This window comes from Mucilaginibacter sp. GW822-FHT03E02 (assembly GCF_058801545.1).
In genome coordinates, this window is record NZ_JBXANJ010000001.1 from 112522 (window position 1) to 136553 (window position 24032).

Below are 24032 nucleotides of genomic sequence, written 5' to 3' on the forward strand. Positions count from 1 at the left end.
AAACAGCGGTACCCTACATGGTTATTAAAAAAAAGTTTATTTATTTAAAAAAGGCAGGAGTGCACTTTTTTTATTTGAAAAGCCTGTGGATATGAATGGCTATGATGAGTATCCAGCCGTGATTTTTAAGTTCGCCCCTGATAATACGGAGCGCGCGGGTAAGGTTTGCTTCAACCCCTTTCTCGGTAATTTGTATTTTGGTAGCTATCTCTGAATTCTTCATCCCCATGTTTCGGCTGTAGCCAAATACCAGGCGGCATTTTTCGGGCATTTTTTCAACAATTCCGTTTACATATTCCTGCAAAAAAATTGCGTCCAGCTTATGTTCATCGTTTACGGTAGCTTCATACTCGTAATTTTTTAACGCCAGGTCGTTCCTGCGCTGCTCTTTTTGATAGTACTTGTAAACGGTAAACTTTACCGATGTTGCCAGGAAAGCGGCTAGATTATTGATCTCAACCTCGGGATATCTTTCCCACAACGATATAAATACATCGTGTACAATATCCTTCGCAGCAAGCTCGTCTTTACTGTGATTCCAGGCTATTAACAACAATTTTTTCCAGTACCGCCGGTAAATTTCGGTGTAGGCAGCATGATCCCCCTCTTTTAAAAGGGCGGTAAGCTGCTCATCTGTGTGTGTTCCGTAGTTAAACATAACCGCCCACTTTTTTCATTTAGCGGGTCTGATTTGTATAACCAGCAAAGGGCATCGCATTTATTACCAACGTACTAAACGGATGCAGTTCAAAAAAGATAACATTTTTGTTAAAGGGTAAAATTTTCCTCATATTTTAAATTAACAGGTAATTATCAATTTATTCAAGTTTGTATTTATAATTTTTAAGAAGCTAATCTGTTCCAGTACCTACTTGCATTATTCCCCCTTAGTAAAATGCAATAAGTACGCAATTAAAACTCAAAAAATCACGTCAGGTTTATAACGCAACAGTCGTTTTTTGGTGCTCCGACAGTTTAAAAATCAAAACTAAATAAAATCCATTAAAGTTATACATTACGTTTTTCACTAACAATGGAATATTCGCTGTTAAAACACCACTTTATTTTCACAACACCACTTCAATTTTAACCAATTAACAAAAGGGGATACGTTTTTTACGATTTAAATTAGGCAAAGGTTTTATTCCGTATGAAACACCTCTTCCATTGTTTGCCATTGCTGCTTGTGGGTAGCAGCCTCGGGGAGGGGTATTTGCGTTGGATCGGTTTCTTTCCACCAACGTCTGGTGGTGGTATCAGCCGCCATTTTGGCCATATCACCCTTAAAATCAGCGCCCACATATTCAAAGTAACTAAACAAAAAAAACTTACCTTCTATTTTTTGAATATAGATGGAGTAATTGCGTATGTTACACTCTTTTATCTTTTTTAAAACACCAGGCCAGGCATGCGCGTGTAATTGTTTATAGTAGGCCATCTTTTCGGGCTTCAAGCCGGTTATCATACCAAAACGTTGCACATTTTTGGGCTGCACGTTTTTTGTTGATGCAGTATCCTGCGGTAGGGCTGTTTTCTTGCCGCCATATTTACATGCCGAAAAACCAATACCATAAGCCACGAGTATAATCGTAAACTGTTTAATTTGATGGACAACTGTGCTCATGATGCTGCTACCTGAAAATGTAAAACAATATGGCCATTATGCCAATTAACAAAACCGAAAGTACTTTATAATTGCCTAAACCGCTCCAGGCTACACCACGCAAAGGTTCCCAGGGCGATTTCCAATAGAGGGTAGCGCTTTCTTTGGTATGTTGAACGGGGTACATGTACGATAATACGATCTGTAAACACAGGCACACTACAAAAAGATAAAAGGCCATCATCATAAAAGGAATTGAGCCAATTGCGCTTAAAGGATAAACTTTGCCAATGATGAACACCGCTACCCCTATTGCCGAGCCTATCCATAAGGTATATTTGGCCGAAACAGCCGATGCCTTTTCCCAGAATACGCCTAACAAAAACACACAGGTTATCGGCGGCGCTATGTGGGCTATAATGTCATTTAAACCGTTAAATATGCTTTCGTAATTATTGAGTAGCGGCAACAACATTAACGACAGAACGAGCGCTACTCCGGCTGCTATTTTACCAATGCTCACCAATTTTTTGTCTGTTGCTTCGGGTTTATATCTTTTATAAATATCGTAACTTACAATGGTTGATATTGAATTTAACGCCCCCGATATCTGGCTCATTAAACCGGATAACAACGCGGCAACAAGTACGCCTATCAGCCCCGGAGGAATTAACTGGGTAATCATCAATGTATAAATCCCTTTGCTGTTTACCACCTCTTTCCCGTCAACCACACTTTTTAATGCCGAAATGTCCAGGTGCCCACTTTGCGCCAGCGTGTAGGCAAACAGGCCAGGCATCACAAAAATAAAAACAGGTAATATTTTTATAAAGCCGCAAAACAGCGGACCAATCCTCGCATGGTTTTCATCTTTGGCGCCTAAAACGCGCTGCACAATGGTTTGGTCGGCACACCAGTACCAGATGCCCAATACCGGGTAACCTAAAAAAACGGCATACCAAGGCATACCGCTGGCATCGCCATGAGGGCGGAGCATAGATAGTTTATTAAGCTGTCCGGTATGTTTTAATACCTCAACCATTGGCTCCCAACCACCCATTTTGGTATAAGCCGCAATGCTCATGATAATAGCGCCACCTAAAAGCACCACCGTTTGGATAGACTCGGTAACTACCACGGCCGTTAAACCGCCAACTACTGTATATATGGTAGTAATAATAGAGATGATGATGACACTGGTATACATATCAACCCCAAATAGCGTGTGCAGTACTATCCCGCCGGCCAATAACGAAAAAGCGATATGAATTAACACCGCCGATACTACCGATATAATGGCCAGCCAATCGCGGCTGGCCCTGTCATAACGTTTTTCCAAAAAATCGGGTAGTGTTGATACGCCTGATTTGATATAAAAAGGTGCAAAAAACAAAGCCAGTAGTATCAGTGTAAATGCCGCCATCCACTCAAAGTCGCCGTTAAGCAAACCGGTATCAAAACCACTTTGTGCAAGGCTCACCAGGTGTACACATGATATATTGGTGGCAAATAAGGCCAGGCCAATCATTGGCCAGCGCAGTTTTTTACCTGCCAGGAAATATTCGCCGGCCTCATTATTGTTATTTTTTGTTTTTTGCTGATGACGAATACCCGACCACAGCCCGATAATAAATATTATCGCTATGTACAAGCCACTAATGATCAAATCTGGTGTGTGTATCATATAAGCCCCCTCTAAATCTCCCCCGGTAGGGGAGACTTTTTGTAAATTCAAATTTTAAACCCTTTTGTTACTGAACAAATTGAACATCTTTTTAAGCCCTCCCTACCGGGGAGGGTTGGGTGGGGCCAATATTTTCAAATCGCAGCTGCTCCCTGGTTCCTGCGGTGTTTGGTATACGCCATTTGTTATGTTCACGGGGTTTACAAAATGCTTTTGCAGGTGCGGAATGTGTTCTAAAAATAAAGCCTCGTGCCCTACCGCTATATGGTTAAATAAAACCAGGTGCTGATGCAGCTGGCCCATATCGCCCACGTGTGGCACAACAGGTACCCCATATTTTTTGCATAGCAGGCTCACGGTTATAAATTCACTTACGCCCCCTACCCTTACTGCATCAACCTGGATAAATGAAGCCGAGCGGGTTTGCAGATAATTTTTAAAGATGATTTTATTGGGCACATGCTCGCCTAAAGCCAGTTTTAACGGCGAAATAGCATCTGTCAGAGTTTTATGTGCTAATACATCATCCGGGTGAGTTGGCTCCTCTATCCAGTAGGGATTCATGCTTTTAAGTTTATTGCATATCGATATCGCCTGCGGCAGGTTCCATTGCTGGTTTGCATCAAGCATTACTTTTACACTATCGCCGGCAACTTCCCTCACAATATGCGCACGGCGGATATCCCTTTCAGGGTCGATAGAACCCACTTTAAGTTTCATGGCCGTAAAACCTTCGGCCAACGCAATTTTGCAGTTTTCGCGTACTTTTTCATCGGAGTAATTAAACCAGCCTATGGATGTATCATACCCAGGATAGCCTTTTTGCAAAATGCTTTCGCGGATTGTTTTTGTCGATTGTTGCTCTTTGAGCATCGTGATAGCCTGTTCATGAGTCAACTCATCTTCAAGGTACGACAGGTCTAAAGTGGATACAATCTGTTCAGGAGTTAAGTCTGTTAACAGTTTCCATAATGGTAGCCCCCGTTTTTTGGCCCACAGATCGTAACAGGCATTGGTAACCGAAGCAAGCGCCAAATGCACTACCCCCTTATGTGGCCCCAGCCAGCGAAATTGTTGATCGTTAGACAGGCTTTTGAACAAATCGCCAAAATTGGCCATGGTATCTTCAATATCCCTGCCCTTAATTTTATCGGCATAATATTGGGCAGCTTTGCAAACCAAATCGTTACCCTCGCCCAAAGTAAAGGCAAAGCCAACTCCTGTGTGGCCACTATCGTCAAATAAACGGGTTACCGCGTATGAGTAAACAGGATCGGTATGAATAGCATCGCTACCGGCCGCGCCATCAAGCTTATAACGGATATCATCAACCTGAATATTTTTAATCATATTATATAAAGTTTTTTAGGGATTGATTAAGTAGTTTGATTTAGTACGCGGCGATAACCTAATTCGGCGCCACCGGATACGGGTAAAATACAACCGGTTACAAACCGGGCCTGGTCGGATATCAGGAACAAACAGGCATCGGCTACCACATCACCTTCGGGGCAATAGCCCAGGGCGTGGATGTTATCCAGGTAATTTTCGATAGAATGGGTGTCTGGCTGTTGCTGGCTCCAGGCTCGCAGCATGGGTGTCCAAACACCCGCAGGAGCCACCGCGTTAACGCGGATACCGAAAGGGGCATAATCAAGCGCCATTGATTTGGTTAAAGCGTTTACAGCGCCTTTAGTTGCACTGTATGCAGCATGTATCTCCTGGCCCATATCACCAACCAGGCTGCTGGTGTTCAAAATATTTCCCCGCGTTTTTTTAAGTTCATCAATGCCATACCGGGTAGTGTTAAATATACCCTTCACATTTACATCAAAAAGAGCATCCCACTCATCAGCAGTGGTTTCATGAACAGCTTTTGAAGGGTTGCTAATGCCCGCGTTATTATGAATTACGTCAATTTTGCCGAAATAATCTACAGCTTTGGCAATGGCTTGCCTTATCGCTGCAGCTACTGAAACATCAGCTTTAATATACAGAACATCCAGCGACTGTAGCTTTGACCGGGCCTCATCAATGCTCCGCTCCGAATTGGAAACAATGGCCAGCTTGGCGCCAGCTGCATGATATATTTTGGCGCACTCAAAGCCTATGCCTTCGGTACCGCCTGTTAAAAAAATCACCTTATTCTTTAATAGCATATAAATGATGTAGTGTCGCCAGAGCAAACCCGGCGTGCACAGGTTTAATATTTAAACTGTAATGTTTTAGCCATATAAAAGGCTTGAAGCAGGCAATTTGTAGTTTACCGCCGTAACCGGCAATAGGGCAAACTTTAAAAGCAAGATCGACAGCGCTGGTTATATTGGTTGTTATGAACAAACCAAAAGTAAACTGATGTTTGTGAGTTTATAATAGCCAAAACATTTTTTTTAATGGATTATTCAATTAAACCACCAGCAAAATTGTGGTTTATTGGCATAATGTTGTGGCAGGTTTGCAATACGGGTTAAATGATTGTAATTTATAGAATGTTTTATCTATAATAGCGTTCAAATGCCGGATGCTATGTTTCTGCTGATGTAATATCCCACTGTAACACCAATTATTCCTTAATATTATATTTGATGAGTAACAGCTTTAAAAGGCGGCAAGGTTTTGAGGGCGAAAAATTTATCAGCATTCCTCAAAAAGTACTCCGCGACGCCAAACAACGTCATCCCGAACTTTTTCATATCTATATTACGCACATAGGTTATTTTCCTAAGGCGGCATTTCATTACCGCGAACGCCGCAAAGGCTGCGAAGACAACATACTTATTTACTGCTTGCAGGGAAAAGGTCATTATATTGTAGATAACAAGCGTTTTGAAGTACGCAGCAACCAGTTTATACTAATACCGGCTACCGATAAATATATGAGGTATTGGGCTGATAATGACGACCCATGGACCATTTACTGGGTACATTTTACTGGTGATAAAATAGAAAGCTTTAACAAATCGCTCAACTTAAGTATCGGCCGCGGCCCGGCGAATATCCCTTTTAACGAAAACGCGATTACTATTTGGCAAAACATTTACCAAACCCTTGAGATGGGCTACAGTCTGGAAAACATTAACAGCGCGTGCTTTTGCCTGTACCATATTATAGCTACTTTTTTAATGCCCGAACGGCACATTCAACATGATACGGACGACGAAGGCGACATCATCACCAAAACTATCCACTTCATGCGTAATAACCTTAACAAAAAACTGAGTGTGGAAGATATGTCCGGCAAGCATAGTTTATCGGTATCACATTTTTCTAACCTGTTTCGCAAGGCCACCGGAATGCCCCCTATTGATTATTTTATCCACTTAAAAATGCAAAAAGCCTGCCAGCTACTATATGCCAATAGCGATAAAATAAAAGCTGTGGCTACCGAACTGGGCTACGAAGACCCCTACTACTTTTCGCGCATTTTTAAAAAATACATTGGCTCATCGCCCGAGCAATACCGTATTACGGCGAAGAATACGGGATAAGAGCCCCATGTTAGTAAGTAAATTATCCATTCAATTTAGAATATTGTCTATTTAGCACTTGCCAGGATAGCTATATTTTTAACAAGTTCAACTCCCCTTGTTACGGGGTAAAAATCACCAACCTAAAACATGATCAATTTTTATAAAAGTAACTGTTGCCTTGGCGCGCTTTTAGCTATTGGATTTGTGGCGCATACTCAAACTATCAAGAAATTAACCCCTTATGTAAACCCTTTTATTGGTACAGGCGCAGTTAAAGGCAGTTTATCCGGTAATAACTATCCAGGCGCTACAGTTCCGTTTGGTATGGTGCAACTAAGCCCGGATACCCGTGATGAACCCGAATGGGATGCTGCCTGCGGGTACGACCATAACGATAACTTTATAGCCGGTTTTAGCCATACCCATTTAAGCGGCACAGGAGCGCCCGATTTGTTTGATATTTTAGTTATGCCCTATACCGGCGACGAAAAAACAAGAGCTGGCAATGCACAACAGGCCGGCAGCGGATACGGTTCAAGGTTTTCGCACGATCAAGAATCGGCAAGGGCTGGTTATTACCGGGTTAAGCTGGATGATTATGGCGTAAATGTCGAGCTTACCGCTACAGAACATGCAGGGTTCCACAAATATAGCTTCCCCAAAAACAGCGAAGGCCGGGTGATAATCGATCTAAATCATTCACTTAAAAAGCCAAATTTTGGCTGCCATGTTATCGCCGCCCAATTTCACATGGTAAATGATCACGCCATAGAAGGTTTTAGGGTGATTACCGGCTGGGCCAAATTGCGTAAGGTTTATTTTTATGCAGAATTTAACAAAGCCATCAAAAGCAACGATCTTGTTGACGGCGGAGCCCAGTATTTTGACCAACAGTTATTAAACGGCACCGATTTACGCGCGGTGCTGAATTTTGATACCACCGATGGTACACCGCTAATGGCCAAAGTAGGCCTATCTACCGTAAGCACAAAAAATGCAAAGCTGAACCTCATTGCCGAGATACCAGGTTGGGATTTTGCTAAAACAGTAGCCCGGGCTGATGCCAAATGGGAAAAGGAACTGGATAAAATAAGGGTTGACGGCACGGAGCAACAAAAACAGATTTTTTATACGGCATTGTATCACACTTTCATTCAACCTAACAACTATGCAGATGTAAACGGCGATTATACGGGCATCGATTACACGGTACACAACACGAAAGGTGGCTTTTATAGCACTTTCTCTTTATGGGATACCTATCGTGCTGCCCATCCGCTTTATACGCTTGTACAGCCAGAACGGAGCGCCGGGTTTGTTAACAGTATGATAAGCCAGTGCAAAGCTTATGGCTACTTGCCCATCTGGCAACTATGGGGGCAGGAAAATTATTGCATGATTGGCAACCATGCCATACCTGTAATAGTTGACGCCGTTTTAAAGGGCATCCCTGGTATAGATATTAACCAGGCCTATGAGGCAGTAAAAAACTCGTCGGTGACAGATCATCCCGGCTCGCCGTTTAAGGCCTGGGAAAAATATGGCTACGTACCCGAGAATGTTTTATCACAATCAGTATCTGTCACACTAGAGATGGGCTATGATGATTGGTGCGTTGCACAACTGGCTAAAAAACTTCACAAAACTGCCGACTACACCCGGTTTATAAAACGATCACAGTATTTTAGAAACCTGTATGATGCGCAGACCGGATTTTTCAGGGCAAAAAACACCGATGGCAAATGGCTTGCACCATTCAATCCACTACAATATGGCGGTAATGGCGGTAACCCTTATACTGAGGGTAACGCCTGGCAATATGATTGGTATGTACCACACGATGTTAAAGGACTAATAGCATTATTTGGCGGTGAGCAGAAATTTACAACCAAGCTTGATACATTTTTCACCCTTAACAGCAAACCCGGCGAGGTAAATGGCAATGCTTCGGGCTTTATTGGCCAGTATGCGCATGGCAATGAGCCAAGTCATCATATTACCTACCTGTACAATTATGCCGGCCAGCCATGGAAAACACAAATGTATGTGGCCAAAATTTGCAGTGAACTTTATAACACTTCATCTTCAGGATATGCAGGCAATGAAGATTGCGGGCAGATGTCGGCATGGTACATTTTTAGTGCCATGGGGTTTTACCCGGTAAACCCGGCAAGCGGCATTTATGTGATAGGCACCCCGGTGATGCGCAAATCTATAATGCGGCTTCCGATGAATAAGCAGTTCACGGTGCTCGCCCCAAACAGTTCAACCAAAAACATTTATATCCAGTCTGCCAGGCTTAACGGCAAGCCATACACTCATACCTTTATCACACAGCAAGATATCATGAAAGGCGGTACCCTTGAATTTGTAATGGGACCAAAAGCCAACGAGCACTGGGGTATCAGTTTAACAGACAGGCCGACGAATTAATAGCTGAATGCCCGACTTAGGAAGTTTTTAAAAACTTCCTAAGTCTTTCACCGTGTTGTCAACGACTTTTACTCCCTATGCCTTTTATGCTTTTTCTTCTTGCTTGATTTAGAAGAACTTTTCTTCTCAGATTTTGACGAACTTTTTTTCGATTCGGTCGATTTTACCTGGGTAACCGTGGTTGTTTTATCCGCCACGTCAACAGAATCTTTGCTTAGTTGCTTTACGGTAAATTCGTTGCGGCTTAACCCATACTCCAGCTGGCGTTTTGCGCCTGTTGAAGTTGCATCTTTACCACTACCTTTATAAATCGGAAATTCCCGGATAAGTTTGCCGTCGCGAATGTAAAAATTGTCATCGCCCCGGTAACCTTTACGATGTGAAATGTTCAGTTTAGGAAAATCGAGTTTATTGGCTTTGCCATTATCATTGCTAAACTCAAATGCTAAAATGCTGGTACGGTTGATGGTATCTTTTGATTTTGCGGCTATCAATATCTCTGGGTTACCATCTACATCCATATCGGAGTTATACACATCAATAATCTGGCCTTCCAAATCGCCGGTTGTAGTGGTATATTTTATAGCTGCCGAATCGGAGTGCAGGATCATAAAGGCACCCGCTTCCTGCGATCCCCTACCCCAGCTAAACACATCATAATTTTGACCTGGCGAAACCTCAATCATTTTATGAAACCTGAAAGGTTTCATGAGTTCGGGCGTTTTAGGCTTTGCAGATGGGCCGGCTGTTTTAGGTTGATTACCGCCACAGCCGGCTATAGTTACCGCGGCCATTAAAAAAGTTATATAATAAAATCTCCTGACCATTATCTATTTTATCCTTCTGTTAATTTTTCAGCACATCTGCGGTCAACTCAGCCTTGGTTTTGCCCGGTGCCGATATAAACACCTTCAACGTGTTATTGCCACCGGCGTCTACATATTTAAGTGTAAACTTGTGGTAACCTTTTAATAAAGGCGCCGCACCAAATTGCTCGTTGGCCAAATGCTTGCCATCATTATCAACCACAACCTGGTCATCTATCAATAAAACCGAGCCATTGGCCGATAATGTTGAGAATCCGTAGTTGCCATCAGCCTCAATATTAATAAATCCGTTGTAAATTACACCAAACTTACCTTTACTTTTCCTGAAATCTGTTGTACTAAAGTTTTTTACCGCTCCGCTATCGCTTGGCAAACCTAATAACTGGCTTGTGCTACCAAAAGCGCCTGTAAATAATTGGTATTTAAGGCCACTTGCGTTGCCTGTATAAATAACGGCTGCAAAAGGTGCTTTATTGTAAACCAATGTGCGGGTAACATTACTGCGTTTGCCTGACGGAGTAATAACTATGGTTTGCAATTCGCGGTATTGATCAATTGGTACCTCGTAGTTCATGGGAATATGATACTCCAAATCGGTTTCGCGCGGTATGTAGCCATCAATAGTGTAGTAAATTTTTGCGCCATCAACCGGCGATTTCAGGTTCACGCTTACCTGCGAACCGATCATAACGGTATCTTTTGCCCCAATAGCAACCGGGACATGGTAATCCAGGTTGTTTTTATCCAGCCAGGCTAAGTGCGATGGTAAACGGGTTTCGCTAAAATCTTTAAAGTTTTTGTTAGCCAGCGGGCTCCAGGCAATTTCAGATAAGGCCATTAAGCGCGGCAGCAGCATAAACTCTACTTTAGCATCAGTGGCCACATACTCGGTCCAAAGGTTGGCCTGTACACCCATGATATATGTCTTTTGCTCAGGCGTTAAAGCTTCGGGAGTTGGATCATAGCTATAAATTTTTGATAATGGCTCGTTACCTCCAATGCTCAGTGGCTCCTGGCTTGGTTTGCCCTGGCCATGATCTATATAAAGGCCGTGGCTGCCAGGTGTCATTATGACGTTATGTTTTTGTTGGGCGGCTGCTATACCACCTTCTTCGCCGCGCCAGCTCATTACAGCAGCGTTGGGTGCAAGTCCACCCTCTAAAATTTCGTCCCAGCCAATAATGTTGCGGCCTTTAGAGTTTACAAATTTTTCAACCCGTTGTATAAAATAGCTTTGCAGCTCATTTTCGTCCTTCAGTTTTAGTTTTTTAATCAGCTGCTGGCAAAATGCCGACTGTTTCCAGGCATCCTTCGGGGCTTCGTCGCCGCCAATGTGGATGTATTTGCTGGGGAACAGCTCCATTACCTCGGTTAAAACATCCTGTATAAAGGCAAATGTTTTATCGCTCGGGCAGTAGATATCTTTAAATACCCCCCAGGTTTCGGCTGCTTTATAGGTTTTAGTGGGGTCACAGCTTAGCTCGGGGTAAGCGGCCAGTGCAGCTTGCGAGTGGCCCGGCATTTCAATTTCGGGTACAATGTTGATGTACCTTGCGGCGGCATATTTTACCACATCGCGAATTTGATCCTGGGTGTAGAAGCCTCCGTAAGGGGTGCCATCAAATTGCTGCGGTGTTTTATCGCGGTAGCCACCAATAAGCGTTTGCGCACGCATACTGCTGATTTGCGTAAGCTTTGGATATTTTTTTATCTCTATGCGCCAGCCCTGGTCTTCGGTAAGGTGCCAGTGAAAGTTGTTTAGCTTGTAGGCTGCCAGCAGGTCGATATATTTTTTAACCATCTCTACACCAAAAAAGTGCCTGCCTACATCAAGCATGGCGCCACGGTAGCCAAAACGGGGATAATCCTCAATCTTCACACAAGGCAATTTAGCCGTGGCAGCCCTATCGGCCGGGAATAGCTGGATAAGCGTTTGAATGCCATAAAACAACCCGGCTCCTTTACCGGCTACAGTAATTTGCTGCGGGGTAATAGTTAGGCGGTAACCTTCGGCTGGCAGGTTATCGGTACCGGCTGATGTTAACGTGATGACATTGGAGGCAGCTCCTGCGTTTTTCGCTACAATGGCCGCATTGTACGCCTGGTTGCCGGCAAGGTAATCTTTAAAAAACAGCACAGCTTTGTTTGAGGGCGAATCGGCCTGCACCTTTGTTTCCTGGTTGAACAGGAAGGTTCCGGGGGCTTTTGTGAGCGACACCGGCGCCGGGATAATCCCCGCATACGGATCGGCATCCTGGGCTTTAACAATAGTAAACACGGTTAACAATGCGCTTAGCATCAGGGCAGTTTTTTTGAGCATGGTAATATGAAATTGGTACTGAGCCGTGAATATATAACTTTTTAAAAAATTATAAGAAGTTTAACATGTAAAAATAATCCCCCCTGCCCTTTACGCAATTTGTCGTTCACCTTTCCCCGGGCTACTTCCTGGTACACCTATTCAATTTTAGCTACGACTGTTGTGTTGTTGCGCAACAGGTGAAACAGAGAAATATTTTAATTATTTAATAATCAATAAATTGACAATTGTCATATTTTACAAACCGAAACAAAACCGCAACAGCAGGGAAAAAAAACAAGAAGAAAAATCAAAAAGACGAGGTCTGAAATAATTGCTGCCTACTGCCGCTCCTAATTTCAAACCTACCTTACAACGCAACTATATAGATAGTAAAATCGTTTGGAATTTTTCACAATACAGTGGCTTCCGCCGAACGGAATTTTAAAATTACGTAAAAAAGCCACCCATAAAATGGGCAGCTTTCAAATGTTTATTCAAAGCCCTCTCCCTTTAGGGGAGGGTTGGGTGGGGCTACGCCGTTACCACATGCTCTTTACCGGCAAGGTAACGCTCGGCATCAATGGCCGCCATACAGCCTGTACCTGCGGCTGTTACAGCCTGGCGGTAAATATGATCCTGGGCGTCGCCGCAGCAAAACACGCCCTCTACGTTGGTTTCAGTTGATCCGGGGCGGGTTATGATATAACCTGTCTCGTCCATATTTAACCAGCCTTTAAAAATATCGGTATTGGGATGGTGACCTATCGCCACAAAAAAACCGGTAACGTCAAGGTCGGTTTCAATATTGGTAACGTTGTTAATTACCTTAACCGCAGTTACACTTTGGCCATCGCCAAGAATCTCTTTGGTTTCGGTATTGTACAATATCTCGATGTTTGGCGTATTTTTCACGCGATGCACCATTGCTTTTGAAGCACGGAATTCATCGCGGCGAACGATCATGTATACCTTACGGCATAATTTAGCAAGGTAGGTAGCTTCTTCGGCAGCGGTATCGCCGGCACCTACTATGGCTACATCCTGGCCTTTAAAAAAGAAACCATCGCACACAGCACAGGCCGAAACGCCAAAGCCGCTGTATTTTTGCTCAGATGGCAGGCCCAGCCATTTGGCCGATGCACCTGTTGAAACAATAACGGTATCGGCAAGAATGGTCTTTACTTCATCAACCACCACTTTATGCGGCAGGCTGGTAAAGTCAACCGAGCTTACATAGCCAAAACGGATGTCGGTACCCAGGCGCTCGGCCTGTTTCCTGAAATCTTCCATCATTTCGGGGCCCATAATGCCTTCCGGATAACCAGGGAAGTTCTCTACGTCGGTAGTTTGTGTTAGTTGCCCGCCAGCCAGTAAACCTGTATACATTACCGGTTTAAGATCGGCCCTTGAGGCATATATGGCAGCAGTATATCCTGCCGGGCCCGATCCGATGATCAGGCATTTTACGTGTTCTAATTCTTCAGACATTTGTTATAAATGAGGCACAAATCTATAAAAAAAGTGGGATTTCAGGGTCAGTGGAGGGTAAACAATTTATTGGTAGGAACCTGTTTGAAGATTGTATTTTTTATGGAGATTAGCCGGATTGCCTAAATTCAACGACGCCTCGTAGATATTAAGGGTTATGGTAAAATTGCAATTGATATTTTGCCCTTTTGCAAACGCCGGCTTCCATTTTGCAGAACTGGTTAAAGCATCAACAACCAAATCATCAAGCTCCTGATCAAAAGAGGTGACTACTTTAGGATTTGTGATGCTCCCCTCTTTTGTAACAACAAAACTTACAACAATTTTGCCCGTGCTTCTTTTAAAAACGTAATTTTCGGTCTTGCGTTTCATGTAAGTACTCAGGTTATATGGCATCTCCGGTGCACGAAAGTCGCTTAAAACGTAATTATATTTCTTTACTACAACCCCTTTTTTATTATAAACCTCTACCCTGTCTGCAAAACCATCACTCCCCAAAGTACACCAATCGCCCTCTTTGTGTCCGTTAACGTAGTAACCCTCAAAAACAACCCCATCACCTGCCATGCTAAAATTTTGGTATAACCCATCCAATTTGTCGCTAACGTAAGTTTTTAAATATTGCAGCCTGCCGGTATCATATTCGCGCCAAACCCCATTTTTTTTGCCATTTAAAAAATACCCTGAAATTCTTATATGGTTCATGGTATCTACATTTATACCTGCGAACCCGGTTAACGGCCGTTTTTTTTCGTAATAAATGAATTTACCGGTTGGGATAGTCAATGTTTCATCTTTGTAATAGCCCGACGAGAGGATAGTATCGCGCATATCAAACTCTTTTACAAACCAAGCCGAATCATGCAGCTTTTGAATAAATGAATAAGAAACTGCCTGCATCCTATCGGCCACGCGTTGGCCGTTACGATCCATAAAAACCACATACTTATCCTGGGCATATAGATTTGAACTTATAACAGTTACAGAAAATAAAATGAAAAGTATTTTTTTAATCATATCGTGATAAAAAGGTTACCGCAAAGATAATTATTTCCCCGTATTAGCCTTCAAAACCCGCATCACATTGCCGCCTAAAATTTTATCGATATCCTTTTCGCTGTAGTTCAGCTTCAGCAGTTCTTCAGTGATTTTCGGATAATCGCTCACGCTATCCAGGCCCAGCGGATAAGATTCGGCACCGTCAAAATCCGAGCCGATACCTACATGGTCAACCCCTATTAGCTTCACAATGTAATCGATATGGTGGATGAGTAAACTCAGCGGTGGGCGAATTTTGTCCGATTCGGCTTTATACATTGCGTTCAGCCTGATGTTGGCCAGGTCGCCATCATTGTAAATTTTGGTAAGCGAATCCAGCTCGGCTTTATGCTGATGTAAAAACACGGCCACTTTTGGCGAATAGGTGCTATCCACAAACCCGCTGTAAAAATTAAGGCAGATAACGCCCCCGTTTTTGGCCAGGGCTTTCAGCTGATCGTCTTTCATATTGCGCCTGCTGGGGTCAATACTCCAGGCACAGCTATGCGATGCAATAACCGGTTTGGTGGTGGTAGCCAGCACATCGTAAAAAGTGCGTTCGCCTACGTGCGATACATCAACCATAACACCCAACTGGTTCAGGTGTTTAACAATCTGCTTACCATAATCGGTGAGGCCTAAAAACTTCAGGCTGTCTTTTTTAGTCACCTCATCGCGGGCCGAAGTTGCCCACGATGTGCTGTTGTTCCAGGTAAGGGTTAAATAGTTCATACCCCGTTTGGCCAGGCTGTCAATATAATCCATGCGGTCTTCTATCATGTGCCCGCCTTCAACGCCTATCAATGCCGCCAGCTTTTTTTGGTCTACCGCTTTTTTAAGTTCGGCAGTGTTGTGTACCAGTGTAATTTTATCCGGATAGCGTTTAACAAGGGCGTACAAAGAATCAATTTCGCGGTTGGCAAAAGCAAAGGCGGTACCTTTACCATAATTTTCGCCGCACCAGATAGAGAAAATCTGCGCATCCAAGCCTCCTTCTTTGGCGCGTACCAAATCAAAATCGCCCTCGACTTGCCGTTTACCCAAATCAAACTTCGTAATCAGTTCGTTAGATAATACATCGTTATGGGTATCTATTAAAATTGCTTTCTGGTGAATTTTAGCGGCATCCTGCGCGCAAAGCTTTAAAGAAAAGAAAAGTAAAGGCAACAGCAGTTTTTTCATAGCGTCAAGATAAAAATTTCAGGGATATTATATGCTTTTTTTTATATAAATGCAGCCAGCATCACAATTAGAGCAGGTAAATCGCTTTTAAAAGTTGATCCTGAAGAAAGGTAGCTCCTAAGGAGCAAAAAGGGTAACTATTGGTTTTCTACAAACAGGTAGCCTCTACGAGGCAGCTTAAAAGTGCCTTATCTTTTAAAGGTTAACCGTTTGTAGATGAAAGGTTAAAAAGCGATTTTTCTGCACTGGTAGCACAGGTTGTCGCTTTCAAATAGCCCTTTACTTCTTTTGCAAATTATCAAAAATGGAATTATAGTTATCCCATAAAAAGCACAAATTCAGGACAATAATGAGTGGATATATTTATTTTTTCCTGAATGGGCGGGGCCTTTTACTTTTAACCTGTAACTTGGCGGTTTTTAAATCTATAAATTATGAAGTATACTATCATCGCCGTATTTATTATATTGACCTCGCTTGCCGCAAGTGCGCAAACCGCACCTGCAACCAGCACTGTCAATACAGTTGTCTTTGTTAATTCAGATTCGCTTATTAACAATTATGAGTATTATAAAGCTGTGAAATTTAAATTGCAGGATCTTTCACAAAGAGCCCAAGCCGAAATTACAGCAAAAGGCACAGCATTTCAAAAGGAAGTAGCCACTTATCAAAAAACTGCGGCTTCACTTAGCCTGGTACAGCGTACTGCTACAGAGAAACGCTTGGCAGCAAAACAACAGGCATTACAAGCCCTTTCCCAAAACACAGGCAAGCAATTGCAGGATGAAGAAGCTGAGCAAAATACAAAGCTTTACGACCGTATAACCGCATACTTAAAAACTTATACTAAAACAAAGGGCTATAAAATTGTGCTTACTTACTCAAAATCAAACCCATCCATGCTTTATGGTGACGAAAGCCTTGATGTGACCAAAGAAGTACTTGCCGGCCTAAATGATGAATATAAAAAGGAAACAGTTCCTGCTACGGTGAAATAACTACCCATGACATATCCATGTTATTGTCATCCTGAGGTGTAAAATTTCGCGAAACTATGAAGGAGGAATGACATATATCGCATGGCGGCGACTCGACTCACCCCGAACATCGCTATGCTCGTTCTGCCCCTCTCTCCGCTTTGCGCATAGAGGGGCAAAAAAAAAATGGGGTTTACCCTCTATGCGGCGTAAGCCGGAGAGAGGGTCGGCCAGCGTAGCGTAGCCGGGGTGAGTCGTGGCCAGCGTTCATGCTAATGTTTATGTAAATTCCAACATGCCATCGTGAGGTACGAAGGATCTATCAGCTGTGCATGACCGATGGAAAAGTTTGCGAACAGATCCTTCGTACCTCAGGATGACAGTCTGATGTGAGCGGTTAATTTGGAGAATATTGGTTTAATATATAGTAAATTAGTACACCTGCTAATATCGCCCCCCCTATCAAGGCAAGTACCCATCCGAAAATTTTAGTTGAAAAGTTATCAATTATAAAATGCTTTTGATCTGCAGGGTCATATATTATTTTGACAATGTCCCCTTCTTTATATGCAGAAGGGTTAGAACCAACATCGTATTCCTCAGTTATCCAGTTTTTATCTAAAGTAACATACCTAATTACCGGATAGTATAAAAGCATTCGGTCTGTTCTGCTGCTTAAGCGCTCTTCTAATTTAAAAACTACACCATCAACCTTAATTCCGGATTTCAGTAGTTTACGACGTTCATTTATTTTCCCTATCCCCCAAACTATAAGAAAGGTTCCGCCGGCCAATAATATTAATTCGTCAATTGTTGCATTCATAACACAATTTAAGGATTTAGCAGGATTAACAGGATTTTTTTCTGAACCGCGATTAAGCAGATTGATCAGATTTTTTGGATTTTGATTATCTTAACGGCTATTTAACTCACCACTCACTACTCACCACTCACTACTCACCACTCACTACTCACCACTCACAACTCACAACTCACAACTACGTCTGTATCACCCCCACATTAAACGCTTTTTCAATAGGTGAATGGTTAGCAGCCTCTATACCCATAGATATTACTTTACGGGTTTCCAGCGGATCGATAATGCCATCAACCCAAAGCCGTGCAGCTGCATAGTATGGTGTGGTTTGGCTGTTATACCTATCGGTGGTTTGTTTTAACAGTTCCTGCTCCTTTACCTCATCTACCAGCTCCCCTTTGGCCTTTAACCCTGCCGACTGCATTTGCACCAGCACTTTGGCTGCCTGCGCGCCGCCCATAACGGCTATTTTTGCCGATGGCCAGGCATATATCAGCCGTGGATCGTAAGCCTTGCCGCACATGGCATAGTTACCTGCGCCGTAGGAGTTACCTATAACTATGGTAAACTTGGGTACTACCGAATTGGCTACCGCGTTTACCATTTTGGCGCCATCTTTTATAATGCCTCCCTGTTCGCTGCGGCTGCCTACCATAAAACCGGTAACGTCCTGCAAAAATACCAGCGGAATTTTCTTTTGGTTGCAGTTCATAATAAACCGGGTTGCCTTATCGGCTGAATCGGAATAGATGACTCCGCCAAACTGCATTTCGCCTTTTTTTGATTTAATCACTTTACGCTGGTTAGCCACAATGCCTACTGCCCAGCCATCAACCCGGCCCAGGCCGCAAATGATGGATTGACCGTAACCTTCCTTATATTCTTCAAAAGCCGAATCGTCCAGTAACCGTAAAATAATCTCGCGCATATCGTAAGCCTTCTCGCGGTTATCAGGCAAAATGCCATAAATATCTTTGGGATCTAATTTGGGGGCAATGGGCTTTATCCTGTCGAACCCGGCTTTGTTATAATCGCCCACCATGCTCATAATGTTACGAATAGAATCGAGGCAGGCCTGGTCGTTTGGCTGCTTATAATCGGTAACTCCCGAAATTTCGCAATGCGTGGTAGCACCGCCCAGGGTTTCGTTATCTACATCCTCGCCTATGGCCGATTTAACCAGGTACGATCCCGCCAGGAAAACCGATCCGGTGCCCTCTACAATCATAGCCTCATCACTCATGATAGGCAAATACGCGCCACCCGCAACGCATGAACCCATAATGGCCGAAATCTGGACGATACCCATACTGCTCATCATGGCATTATTCCTGAAAATGCGGCCGAAATGTTCCTTATCCGGGAATATCTCATCCTGTAAAGGCAAATACACCCCCGCCGAATCTACCAGGTAAATGATAGGCAGCCGGTTTTCCATGGCTATCTCCTGGGCGCGTAAATTTTTCTTAGCCGTTATCGGGAACCAGGCGCCGGCCTTCACCGTGGCATCATTGGCTACAATTACACACTGCCTGCCCGATACATAGCCAATACCACAAACTACACCGCCAGATGGGCAGCCGCCATGCTCGGCATACATGCCATCGGCAGTAAAAGCGCCAACCTCCAGCCAGGGTTTATCTTTATCTATCAAATAGGCCACCCGCTCGCGCGCCAGCATTTTGCCTTTTTCTTTTTGTTTCAAAGCAGCCTTTTCGCCGCCGCCCAGGTAAACTTTTTTTAACCGGGTTTTAAGCTCATAAACAAGCTGCTTGTTTATATCTTCATTTATATTGAACGACAGATCCATAATTGGTATATAATAGAAAACGTAATTTAGGGATAATTACCGTTGTAAAGGTAATTTTTAGTTTTCAATTGGTCATTGGTCATTGGTCATTGGTCATTGGTCATTGGTCATTTAACGCCAAGCCGACTTGACGAAGATTGTTTTAATTTTTTTTAATAAATAAACCAATGACAGCGAAGCGAAATGACTAATGACAAGCGCAGCGACAATGACTAATGACTAATGACAGCGCAGCGAAACAGTATCACTACGTTTAAAATAACGTAAAAACACGTATATATAATTACCTGAATCCATATAGCTTTACTTCACATTCACTTAGCCCCCATCTGTCATGATACAAAAAACTCAACACTACGGCTGGACTCCCGACTTGCCCGATCATCGCGATTTAAGATATGCCATTGTAAGGCCCGAAGCTTTAGCCAAGCCTTTACCACCAATGGTTGACCTGCGACTGCAATGCCCCCCTGTTTATGATCAGGGCCAATTAGGGTCATGCACAGCCAACGCCATAGGCGGGGCATTTCAATTTGAACTGATGCGCCAAAAACTGCCGGTATTTAATCCATCGCGCCTGTTTATTTATTATAACGAACGGGTGCTGGAAGGTACTGTTAGCCAGGATAGCGGCGCCCAGCTGCGCGACGGCGTAAAATCAGTAGCCACCCTGGGCGTTTGCGACGAGAAACTTTGGCCTTATAATATCAAGAAATTTGCCAAAAAGCCAACAAAAACATCATACACCAAAGCCAAAAAAAGCCAGGCCCTGCAATATACCCGTCTAAATAATATGAATATCAGCGAGCTCAAATCGTGCCTTGCTACCGGCAACCCCTTTGTTTTTGGCTTTACCGTATACCAAAGCTTCGAAAGCGCTACAGTTGCCCAAACCGGCATATTGCCTATGCCCGCAAAAACCGAAAGTGTTTTGGGTGGCCATGCGGTTATGGCTGCCGGGTATGACGATAGTAAGAAAGCATTCATTATCCGCAACAGCTGGGGCGATGCCTGGGGCCAAAAAGGCTATTTTTTAATGCCCTATGATTACATCACCAGTACCGACCTTGCCGATGACTTCTGGACAATAACTCAGGTGGAAGGGTAATTTTGATGTGCAGATCTTTTGATGTGCAGATTTCAGATTTCAAATGTGCAGATGATTTTTTGCATGTTTGATGTCTGAAATCTGTTGTTTTTTTTCTGAACCGGGATTCAGCAGATTAATGGATTTTTGGATTTTGTCTGAATTGCCTGTGTTTATTTTAATGGCGTCAAGACGGTAAAGCCGGTTTCAAAATTTAAATAATGAATTGCCAACCCCTTCTTTTTGAATTTTGAATTTTGACTTAAAAGAGGGTGTTGCCTGCGGCCGGGCTTTCTGTTCATACGCCTGCAGGCATTACGCGCGTTGGCCGGTATCCACGCCAATCCCTAACACTTTTGTCAGAATTTGCAGAATTTAAGAATTAACAGAATTGATATAGCACCCATTTTTCGAACTTCTCTTTTTGAATTTTTACTTTTGAATTTTGACTTAAAAGAGGTTTCTATCCTTAAACCAAACTTCGTCTGGCCTGGCGTTGAAATTACTCATCAGGTTTACCAGTTCAATTGGGTCTCCGGAGGTAATCACCAGTTCGCGGTTGGCGGGTTTCAGGAATTTTTGCTCAACCATTACATCCAGTTGCTTTAGCAATGAATCGTAATACCCGCCGGTATTAAGCAGGCCTATCGGGTGGCTGTGCAGGCCCAACTGAAGCCATGTTAGTACTTCAAAAAACTCTTCGAGGGTACCAAGTCCGCCGGGCAGGGTGATGATGCCATCGCACAAATCATTCATCATTTGCTTGCGCTGGTGCATGTTATCTACAATGTGCAGTTCGGTAAGCCCGGTATGGCCAACTTCCTTATCCATCAAAAATTGGGGTATTACCCCTATCGCTTTACCGCCACGGCTTAAAATGGCATCGGCTATCAGCCCCATAACGCCAACTTTACCGCCGCCAAATACCAGGGTAATATCGCGGCTTACCATAACTTCGGCCAGTTGCTCAATAGCTTGTTTTAATAAAGGATCGCCGTTAAAGTTGGCACCGCAGAATACGCAGATGGATTTCATTTTTTCCTGTCGCTAATGAGTTTCTTGTATTTGTCAAGTTCTTCCCTTCGGTAAAGTATCTCCAATATTGTTGGATGCTCTGTAGAGTATATTACAGGAATCTCCTGTCCCTGGTAAAACATGTCAAAATTAACATGCGATACAGACTCATCAACCGTGTATTCCTCACCATTAGCCATTGTGAACACCAATTTCACACTCGTAAGATCGATTCTGCGGGTAGCAAACGAACTGCCATCAACTATCTTCGCCATAGCTATCTGCCCATACTTTTCAAGCTCGCGCTGTTCGCGCTTGGTCTCTGTAAATATCATCAGAACGCATGAACCAAAAAAAGCAACCATAATGATGGCAAAAATAATATAGCCTTCATTGGGATTATCCTTTTTACCCGGAAACAGCAAAAACCTAATTGCAAAATATGTCATGAAAAAACATACCGTTATCGATACACCTGCCATGATAGCCAGCACAGTTAGTGCCGATTTCATGTAATTGATAGGCACTCCCCAAAAGAAAAACCAAACTACAACAACCAGGGCAGAACCCCAGATAATGGCCTTGCGTTTGAGCATAGACCGTTTATCTGCATCTATCACATCTGTTTCTTCACTCATAATCTCATCAAATGGTTAACCGAACAACAGCATATCAAGCTCAAAACTACCTGCTTGTATAATTGGGAGCTTCTTTTGTTTTTTAATTACTGAATTATAGATTTATCGAATTATTGAATGACTGTGAATAAAAATCAATAATTCAGTCATTCAATAATTCAATAATTGCTTACCTGCTTGTATAATTGGGAGCTTCCTTGGTAATAGTAATATCGTGCGGATGGCTTTCGCGCATACCGGCCGCTGTTATGCGTACAAACTTGGCGCGTTGCAGGTCTTCAATGTTGGCAGCACCACAGTAGTGCATACCGGCGCGTAAACCGCCAATGTACTGGAATATCACTTCGCCCATGTTGCCTTTAAATGGCACACGGCCTACAATGCCTTCGGGAACCAGTTTAGTTACCACATCGGTTTCATCCTGGAAATAACGATCCTTCGATCCTTTTGCCATCGCCTCAACCGAGCCCATACCACGGTACGATTTAAACTTACGACCTTCATATATGATGGTTTCACCCGGTGATTCTTCCACACCGGCAAACAGTGAACCTGCCATGATAGAGCTTGCACCGGCTGCTATAGCCTTTACAATGTCGCCTGTTTGTTTGATACCGCCATCGGCAATAACGGGGATGCCACGGCCTTCTAATGCTTTAGCACACTCGTAAACGGCGTACAGTTGTGGTACACCCACACCCGCAATAATACGGGTAGTACAAATTGAACCCGGACCAATACCTACTTTAACGGCATCGGCACCTGCATCTGCAAGGGCAATAGCCGCATCGCCAGTGGCAATGTTACCGGCAATAACCTGCAGGTTTGGATGTAAAGCTTTAATGGCTTTCACCATATCAATAACCCCTTTGCTATGGCCATGGGCTGTATCAACCGTGACCACATCAACACCGGCATTTACCAGGGCAGTTACGCGGTCGATATTGTCGGCAGCAACGCCAACGGCGGCTCCTACACGCAGGCGGCCAAATTCGTCTTTACAGGCGTTGGGGAAGTTTTTAACCTTCTGAATATCTTTGTATGTAATTAAGCCTACCAGCTTACCATTGGTATTTACAACCGGTAATTTTTCAATTTTATTGCTTTGCAGTATCGAGGCTGCTTCGGTAAGTGTAGTACCTTCGGGAGCCGTGATCAGGTTTGTTTTTGTCATTACCGAGCTAACCGGAACGCTCATGTCTTTTTGGAAACGCAGATCGCGGTTGGTGATAATGCCTTTAAGGCGATGATCGGCATCAATTACCGGGATACCACCAATGCTAAACTCCTTCATGATCTGGAATGCATCTGCAAGCAGGGCATCTTCCAGCAAAGTAACCGGATCCTGGATCATGCCGCTTTCAGATCGTTTAACTTTACGCACCTCATCAGCCTGGGCCTGTATGGTCATATTTTTATGCAGCATACCTATACCACCCGCCTGGGCAATGGCAATAGCCAGGCCAGCTTCGGTAACTGTATCCATTGCTGCCGAAATGATGGGAATGTTTAAACGGATGTTTTTTGTTAACCAGCTGCTGGTGTTAACATCGCGCGGTAATACTTCTGAATAAGCGGGGAGTAGTAAAACGTCGTCGTAAGTTAATCCTTCGGCAACAAATTTAGATGGGTCTAACTGCATAGCAAATAATTATTTTGGAG

General features: G+C 43.4%; 19 protein-coding genes. 4 read left to right on the forward strand and 15 right to left on the reverse strand.

Annotation, left to right across the window (positions count from 1 at the left end; all coding sequences use genetic code 11):
- Positions 1-70 precede the first annotated feature (70 nt).
- The 5 genes from AC1RM2_RS00390 to AC1RM2_RS00410 form a co-directional block, all read right to left on the reverse strand.
- On the reverse strand, positions 71-658 hold the full coding sequence (locus tag AC1RM2_RS00390; protein ID WP_492982280.1) for a sigma-70 family RNA polymerase sigma factor: 588 nt from the start codon (positions 656-658) through the stop codon (positions 71-73).
- Between the two features lie 483 nt (positions 659-1141).
- On the reverse strand, positions 1142-1624 hold the full coding sequence (locus AC1RM2_RS00395) for an L-rhamnose mutarotase (RefSeq protein WP_492982283.1): 483 nt from the start codon (positions 1622-1624) through the stop codon (positions 1142-1144).
- Positions 1625-1631: 7 nt separating this feature from the next.
- Positions 1632-3287 (reverse strand): sodium:solute symporter, encoded by a 1656-nt coding sequence (locus AC1RM2_RS00400; RefSeq protein ID WP_492982285.1) that lies wholly within the window; start codon positions 3285-3287, stop codon positions 1632-1634.
- A gap of 102 nt (positions 3288-3389) precedes the next feature.
- Positions 3390-4637 carry an enolase C-terminal domain-like protein gene (locus tag AC1RM2_RS00405; RefSeq protein WP_492982287.1) on the reverse strand — a complete coding sequence of 416 codons (1248 nt, stop codon included), beginning with the start codon at positions 4635-4637 and terminating at the stop codon, positions 3390-3392.
- 26 nt (positions 4638-4663) lie between these two features.
- Complete coding sequence (locus AC1RM2_RS00410) at positions 4664-5446, reverse strand: SDR family NAD(P)-dependent oxidoreductase (protein ID WP_492982289.1); 783 nt, start codon at positions 5444-5446, stop codon at positions 4664-4666.
- Between the two features lie 426 nt (positions 5447-5872).
- Here AC1RM2_RS00410 and AC1RM2_RS00415 point away from each other — a divergent pair, with 426 nt between their 5' ends.
- Positions 5873-6775 carry an AraC family transcriptional regulator gene (locus tag AC1RM2_RS00415; protein WP_492982291.1) on the forward strand — a complete coding sequence of 301 codons (903 nt, stop codon included), beginning with the start codon at positions 5873-5875 and terminating at the stop codon, positions 6773-6775.
- A 129-nt stretch (positions 6776-6904) separates the two neighbouring features.
- Positions 6905-9190: a GH92 family glycosyl hydrolase gene (locus AC1RM2_RS00420; protein WP_492982293.1), complete on the forward strand. Its 2286-nt coding sequence runs from the start codon at positions 6905-6907 to the stop codon at positions 9188-9190.
- A 68-nt stretch (positions 9191-9258) separates the two neighbouring features.
- On the opposite strand, the gene AC1RM2_RS00425 is transcribed toward AC1RM2_RS00420, so the two are convergent.
- The 5 genes from AC1RM2_RS00425 to AC1RM2_RS00445 form a co-directional block, all read right to left on the reverse strand.
- Positions 9259-9984 (reverse strand): hypothetical protein, encoded by a 726-nt coding sequence (locus tag AC1RM2_RS00425; RefSeq protein WP_492982296.1) that lies wholly within the window; start codon positions 9982-9984, stop codon positions 9259-9261.
- Positions 9985-10036: 52 nt separating this feature from the next.
- Entirely contained in the window at positions 10037-12337 is a 2301-nt protein-coding gene (locus AC1RM2_RS00430) for a family 20 glycosylhydrolase (protein ID WP_492982298.1), read from the reverse strand.
- Positions 12338-12850: 513 nt separating this feature from the next.
- Complete coding sequence (trxB, locus tag AC1RM2_RS00435; protein WP_492982300.1) at positions 12851-13807, reverse strand: thioredoxin-disulfide reductase; 957 nt, start codon at positions 13805-13807, stop codon at positions 12851-12853.
- 66 nt (positions 13808-13873) lie between these two features.
- Positions 13874-14824 carry an energy transducer TonB gene (locus AC1RM2_RS00440; RefSeq protein ID WP_492982302.1) on the reverse strand — a complete coding sequence of 317 codons (951 nt, stop codon included), beginning with the start codon at positions 14822-14824 and terminating at the stop codon, positions 13874-13876.
- A gap of 30 nt (positions 14825-14854) precedes the next feature.
- Complete coding sequence (locus tag AC1RM2_RS00445; protein ID WP_492982304.1) at positions 14855-16027, reverse strand: dipeptidase; 1173 nt, start codon at positions 16025-16027, stop codon at positions 14855-14857.
- A gap of 434 nt (positions 16028-16461) precedes the next feature.
- Here AC1RM2_RS00445 and AC1RM2_RS00450 point away from each other — a divergent pair, with 434 nt between their 5' ends.
- Positions 16462-17025 carry an OmpH/Skp family outer membrane protein gene (locus AC1RM2_RS00450; RefSeq protein WP_492982306.1) on the forward strand — a complete coding sequence of 188 codons (564 nt, stop codon included), beginning with the start codon at positions 16462-16464 and terminating at the stop codon, positions 17023-17025.
- 376 nt (positions 17026-17401) lie between these two features.
- Here AC1RM2_RS00450 and AC1RM2_RS00455 read toward each other — a convergent pair whose 3' ends face one another.
- Both AC1RM2_RS00455 and AC1RM2_RS00460 read right to left on the reverse strand, forming a co-directional pair.
- Positions 17402-17827 carry a DUF3592 domain-containing protein gene (locus AC1RM2_RS00455; RefSeq protein ID WP_492982308.1) on the reverse strand — a complete coding sequence of 142 codons (426 nt, stop codon included), beginning with the start codon at positions 17825-17827 and terminating at the stop codon, positions 17402-17404.
- A gap of 175 nt (positions 17828-18002) precedes the next feature.
- Complete coding sequence (locus AC1RM2_RS00460) at positions 18003-19631, reverse strand: acyl-CoA carboxylase subunit beta (protein ID WP_492982310.1); 1629 nt, start codon at positions 19629-19631, stop codon at positions 18003-18005.
- Between the two features lie 334 nt (positions 19632-19965).
- Between AC1RM2_RS00460 and AC1RM2_RS00465 the strand changes: the two genes are divergently transcribed.
- The gene (locus AC1RM2_RS00465; RefSeq protein ID WP_492982312.1) at positions 19966-20739 is read left to right on the forward strand and encodes a C1 family peptidase; all 774 of its coding nucleotides are present in this window, start codon (positions 19966-19968) and stop codon (positions 20737-20739) included.
- 429 nt (positions 20740-21168) lie between these two features.
- On the opposite strand, the gene AC1RM2_RS00470 is transcribed toward AC1RM2_RS00465, so the two are convergent.
- From AC1RM2_RS00470 to guaB, 3 genes are all read right to left on the reverse strand, one after another.
- Positions 21169-21753, reverse strand: coding sequence for an LOG family protein (locus AC1RM2_RS00470; protein WP_492982314.1), 585 nt, complete (start codon positions 21751-21753; stop codon positions 21169-21171).
- Entirely contained in the window at positions 21750-22370 is a 621-nt protein-coding gene (locus tag AC1RM2_RS00475) for a hypothetical protein (protein WP_492982316.1), read from the reverse strand. The genes AC1RM2_RS00470 and AC1RM2_RS00475 overlap by 4 nt, the downstream gene beginning before the upstream one ends.
- Positions 22371-22539: 169 nt before the next feature.
- A complete protein-coding gene (guaB, locus tag AC1RM2_RS00480) occupies positions 22540-24012 on the reverse strand; it encodes an IMP dehydrogenase (protein ID WP_492982318.1) in 1473 nt (490 codons plus the stop codon).
- Between the last annotated feature and the right edge of the window lie 20 nt (positions 24013-24032).

What these genes read in the sequence shown, in the direction of transcription:
- AC1RM2_RS00415 (WP_492982291.1), top strand. Translation starts at nt 5,873, where the DNA reads ATGAGTAACAGCTTTAAAAGGCGGCAAGGTTTTGAGGGCGAAAAATTT.
- AC1RM2_RS00475 (WP_492982316.1), bottom strand. Translation starts at nt 22,370, where the DNA reads ATGAGTGAAGAAACAGATGTGATAGATGCAGATAAACGGTCTATGCTC.
- AC1RM2_RS00410 (WP_492982289.1), bottom strand. Translation starts at nt 5,446, where the DNA reads ATGCTATTAAAGAATAAGGTGATTTTTTTAACAGGCGGTACCGAAGGC.
- AC1RM2_RS00420 (WP_492982293.1), top strand. Translation starts at nt 6,905, where the DNA reads ATGATCAATTTTTATAAAAGTAACTGTTGCCTTGGCGCGCTTTTAGCT.
- AC1RM2_RS00440 (WP_492982302.1), bottom strand. Translation starts at nt 14,824, where the DNA reads ATGATTAAAAAAATACTTTTCATTTTATTTTCTGTAACTGTTATAAGT.
- AC1RM2_RS00395 (WP_492982283.1), bottom strand. Translation starts at nt 1,624, where the DNA reads ATGAGCACAGTTGTCCATCAAATTAAACAGTTTACGATTATACTCGTG.
- AC1RM2_RS00390 (WP_492982280.1), bottom strand. Translation starts at nt 658, where the DNA reads ATGTTTAACTACGGAACACACACAGATGAGCAGCTTACCGCCCTTTTA.
- AC1RM2_RS00445 (WP_492982304.1), bottom strand. Translation starts at nt 16,027, where the DNA reads ATGAAAAAACTGCTGTTGCCTTTACTTTTCTTTTCTTTAAAGCTTTGC.
- AC1RM2_RS00470 (WP_492982314.1), bottom strand. Translation starts at nt 21,753, where the DNA reads ATGAAATCCATCTGCGTATTCTGCGGTGCCAACTTTAACGGCGATCCT.
- AC1RM2_RS00455 (WP_492982308.1), bottom strand. Translation starts at nt 17,827, where the DNA reads ATGAATGCAACAATTGACGAATTAATATTATTGGCCGGCGGAACCTTT.
- trxB (WP_492982300.1), bottom strand. Translation starts at nt 13,807, where the DNA reads ATGTCTGAAGAATTAGAACACGTAAAATGCCTGATCATCGGATCGGGC.
- AC1RM2_RS00450 (WP_492982306.1), top strand. Translation starts at nt 16,462, where the DNA reads ATGAAGTATACTATCATCGCCGTATTTATTATATTGACCTCGCTTGCC.
- AC1RM2_RS00430 (WP_492982298.1), bottom strand. Translation starts at nt 12,337, where the DNA reads ATGCTCAAAAAAACTGCCCTGATGCTAAGCGCATTGTTAACCGTGTTT.
- AC1RM2_RS00425 (WP_492982296.1), bottom strand. Translation starts at nt 9,984, where the DNA reads ATGGCCGCGGTAACTATAGCCGGCTGTGGCGGTAATCAACCTAAAACA.
- AC1RM2_RS00465 (WP_492982312.1), top strand. Translation starts at nt 19,966, where the DNA reads ATGATACAAAAAACTCAACACTACGGCTGGACTCCCGACTTGCCCGAT.
- AC1RM2_RS00400 (WP_492982285.1), bottom strand. Translation starts at nt 3,287, where the DNA reads ATGATACACACACCAGATTTGATCATTAGTGGCTTGTACATAGCGATA.
- guaB (WP_492982318.1), bottom strand. Translation starts at nt 24,012, where the DNA reads ATGCAGTTAGACCCATCTAAATTTGTTGCCGAAGGATTAACTTACGAC.
- AC1RM2_RS00405 (WP_492982287.1), bottom strand. Translation starts at nt 4,637, where the DNA reads ATGATTAAAAATATTCAGGTTGATGATATCCGTTATAAGCTTGATGGC.
- AC1RM2_RS00460 (WP_492982310.1), bottom strand. Translation starts at nt 19,631, where the DNA reads ATGGATCTGTCGTTCAATATAAATGAAGATATAAACAAGCAGCTTGTT.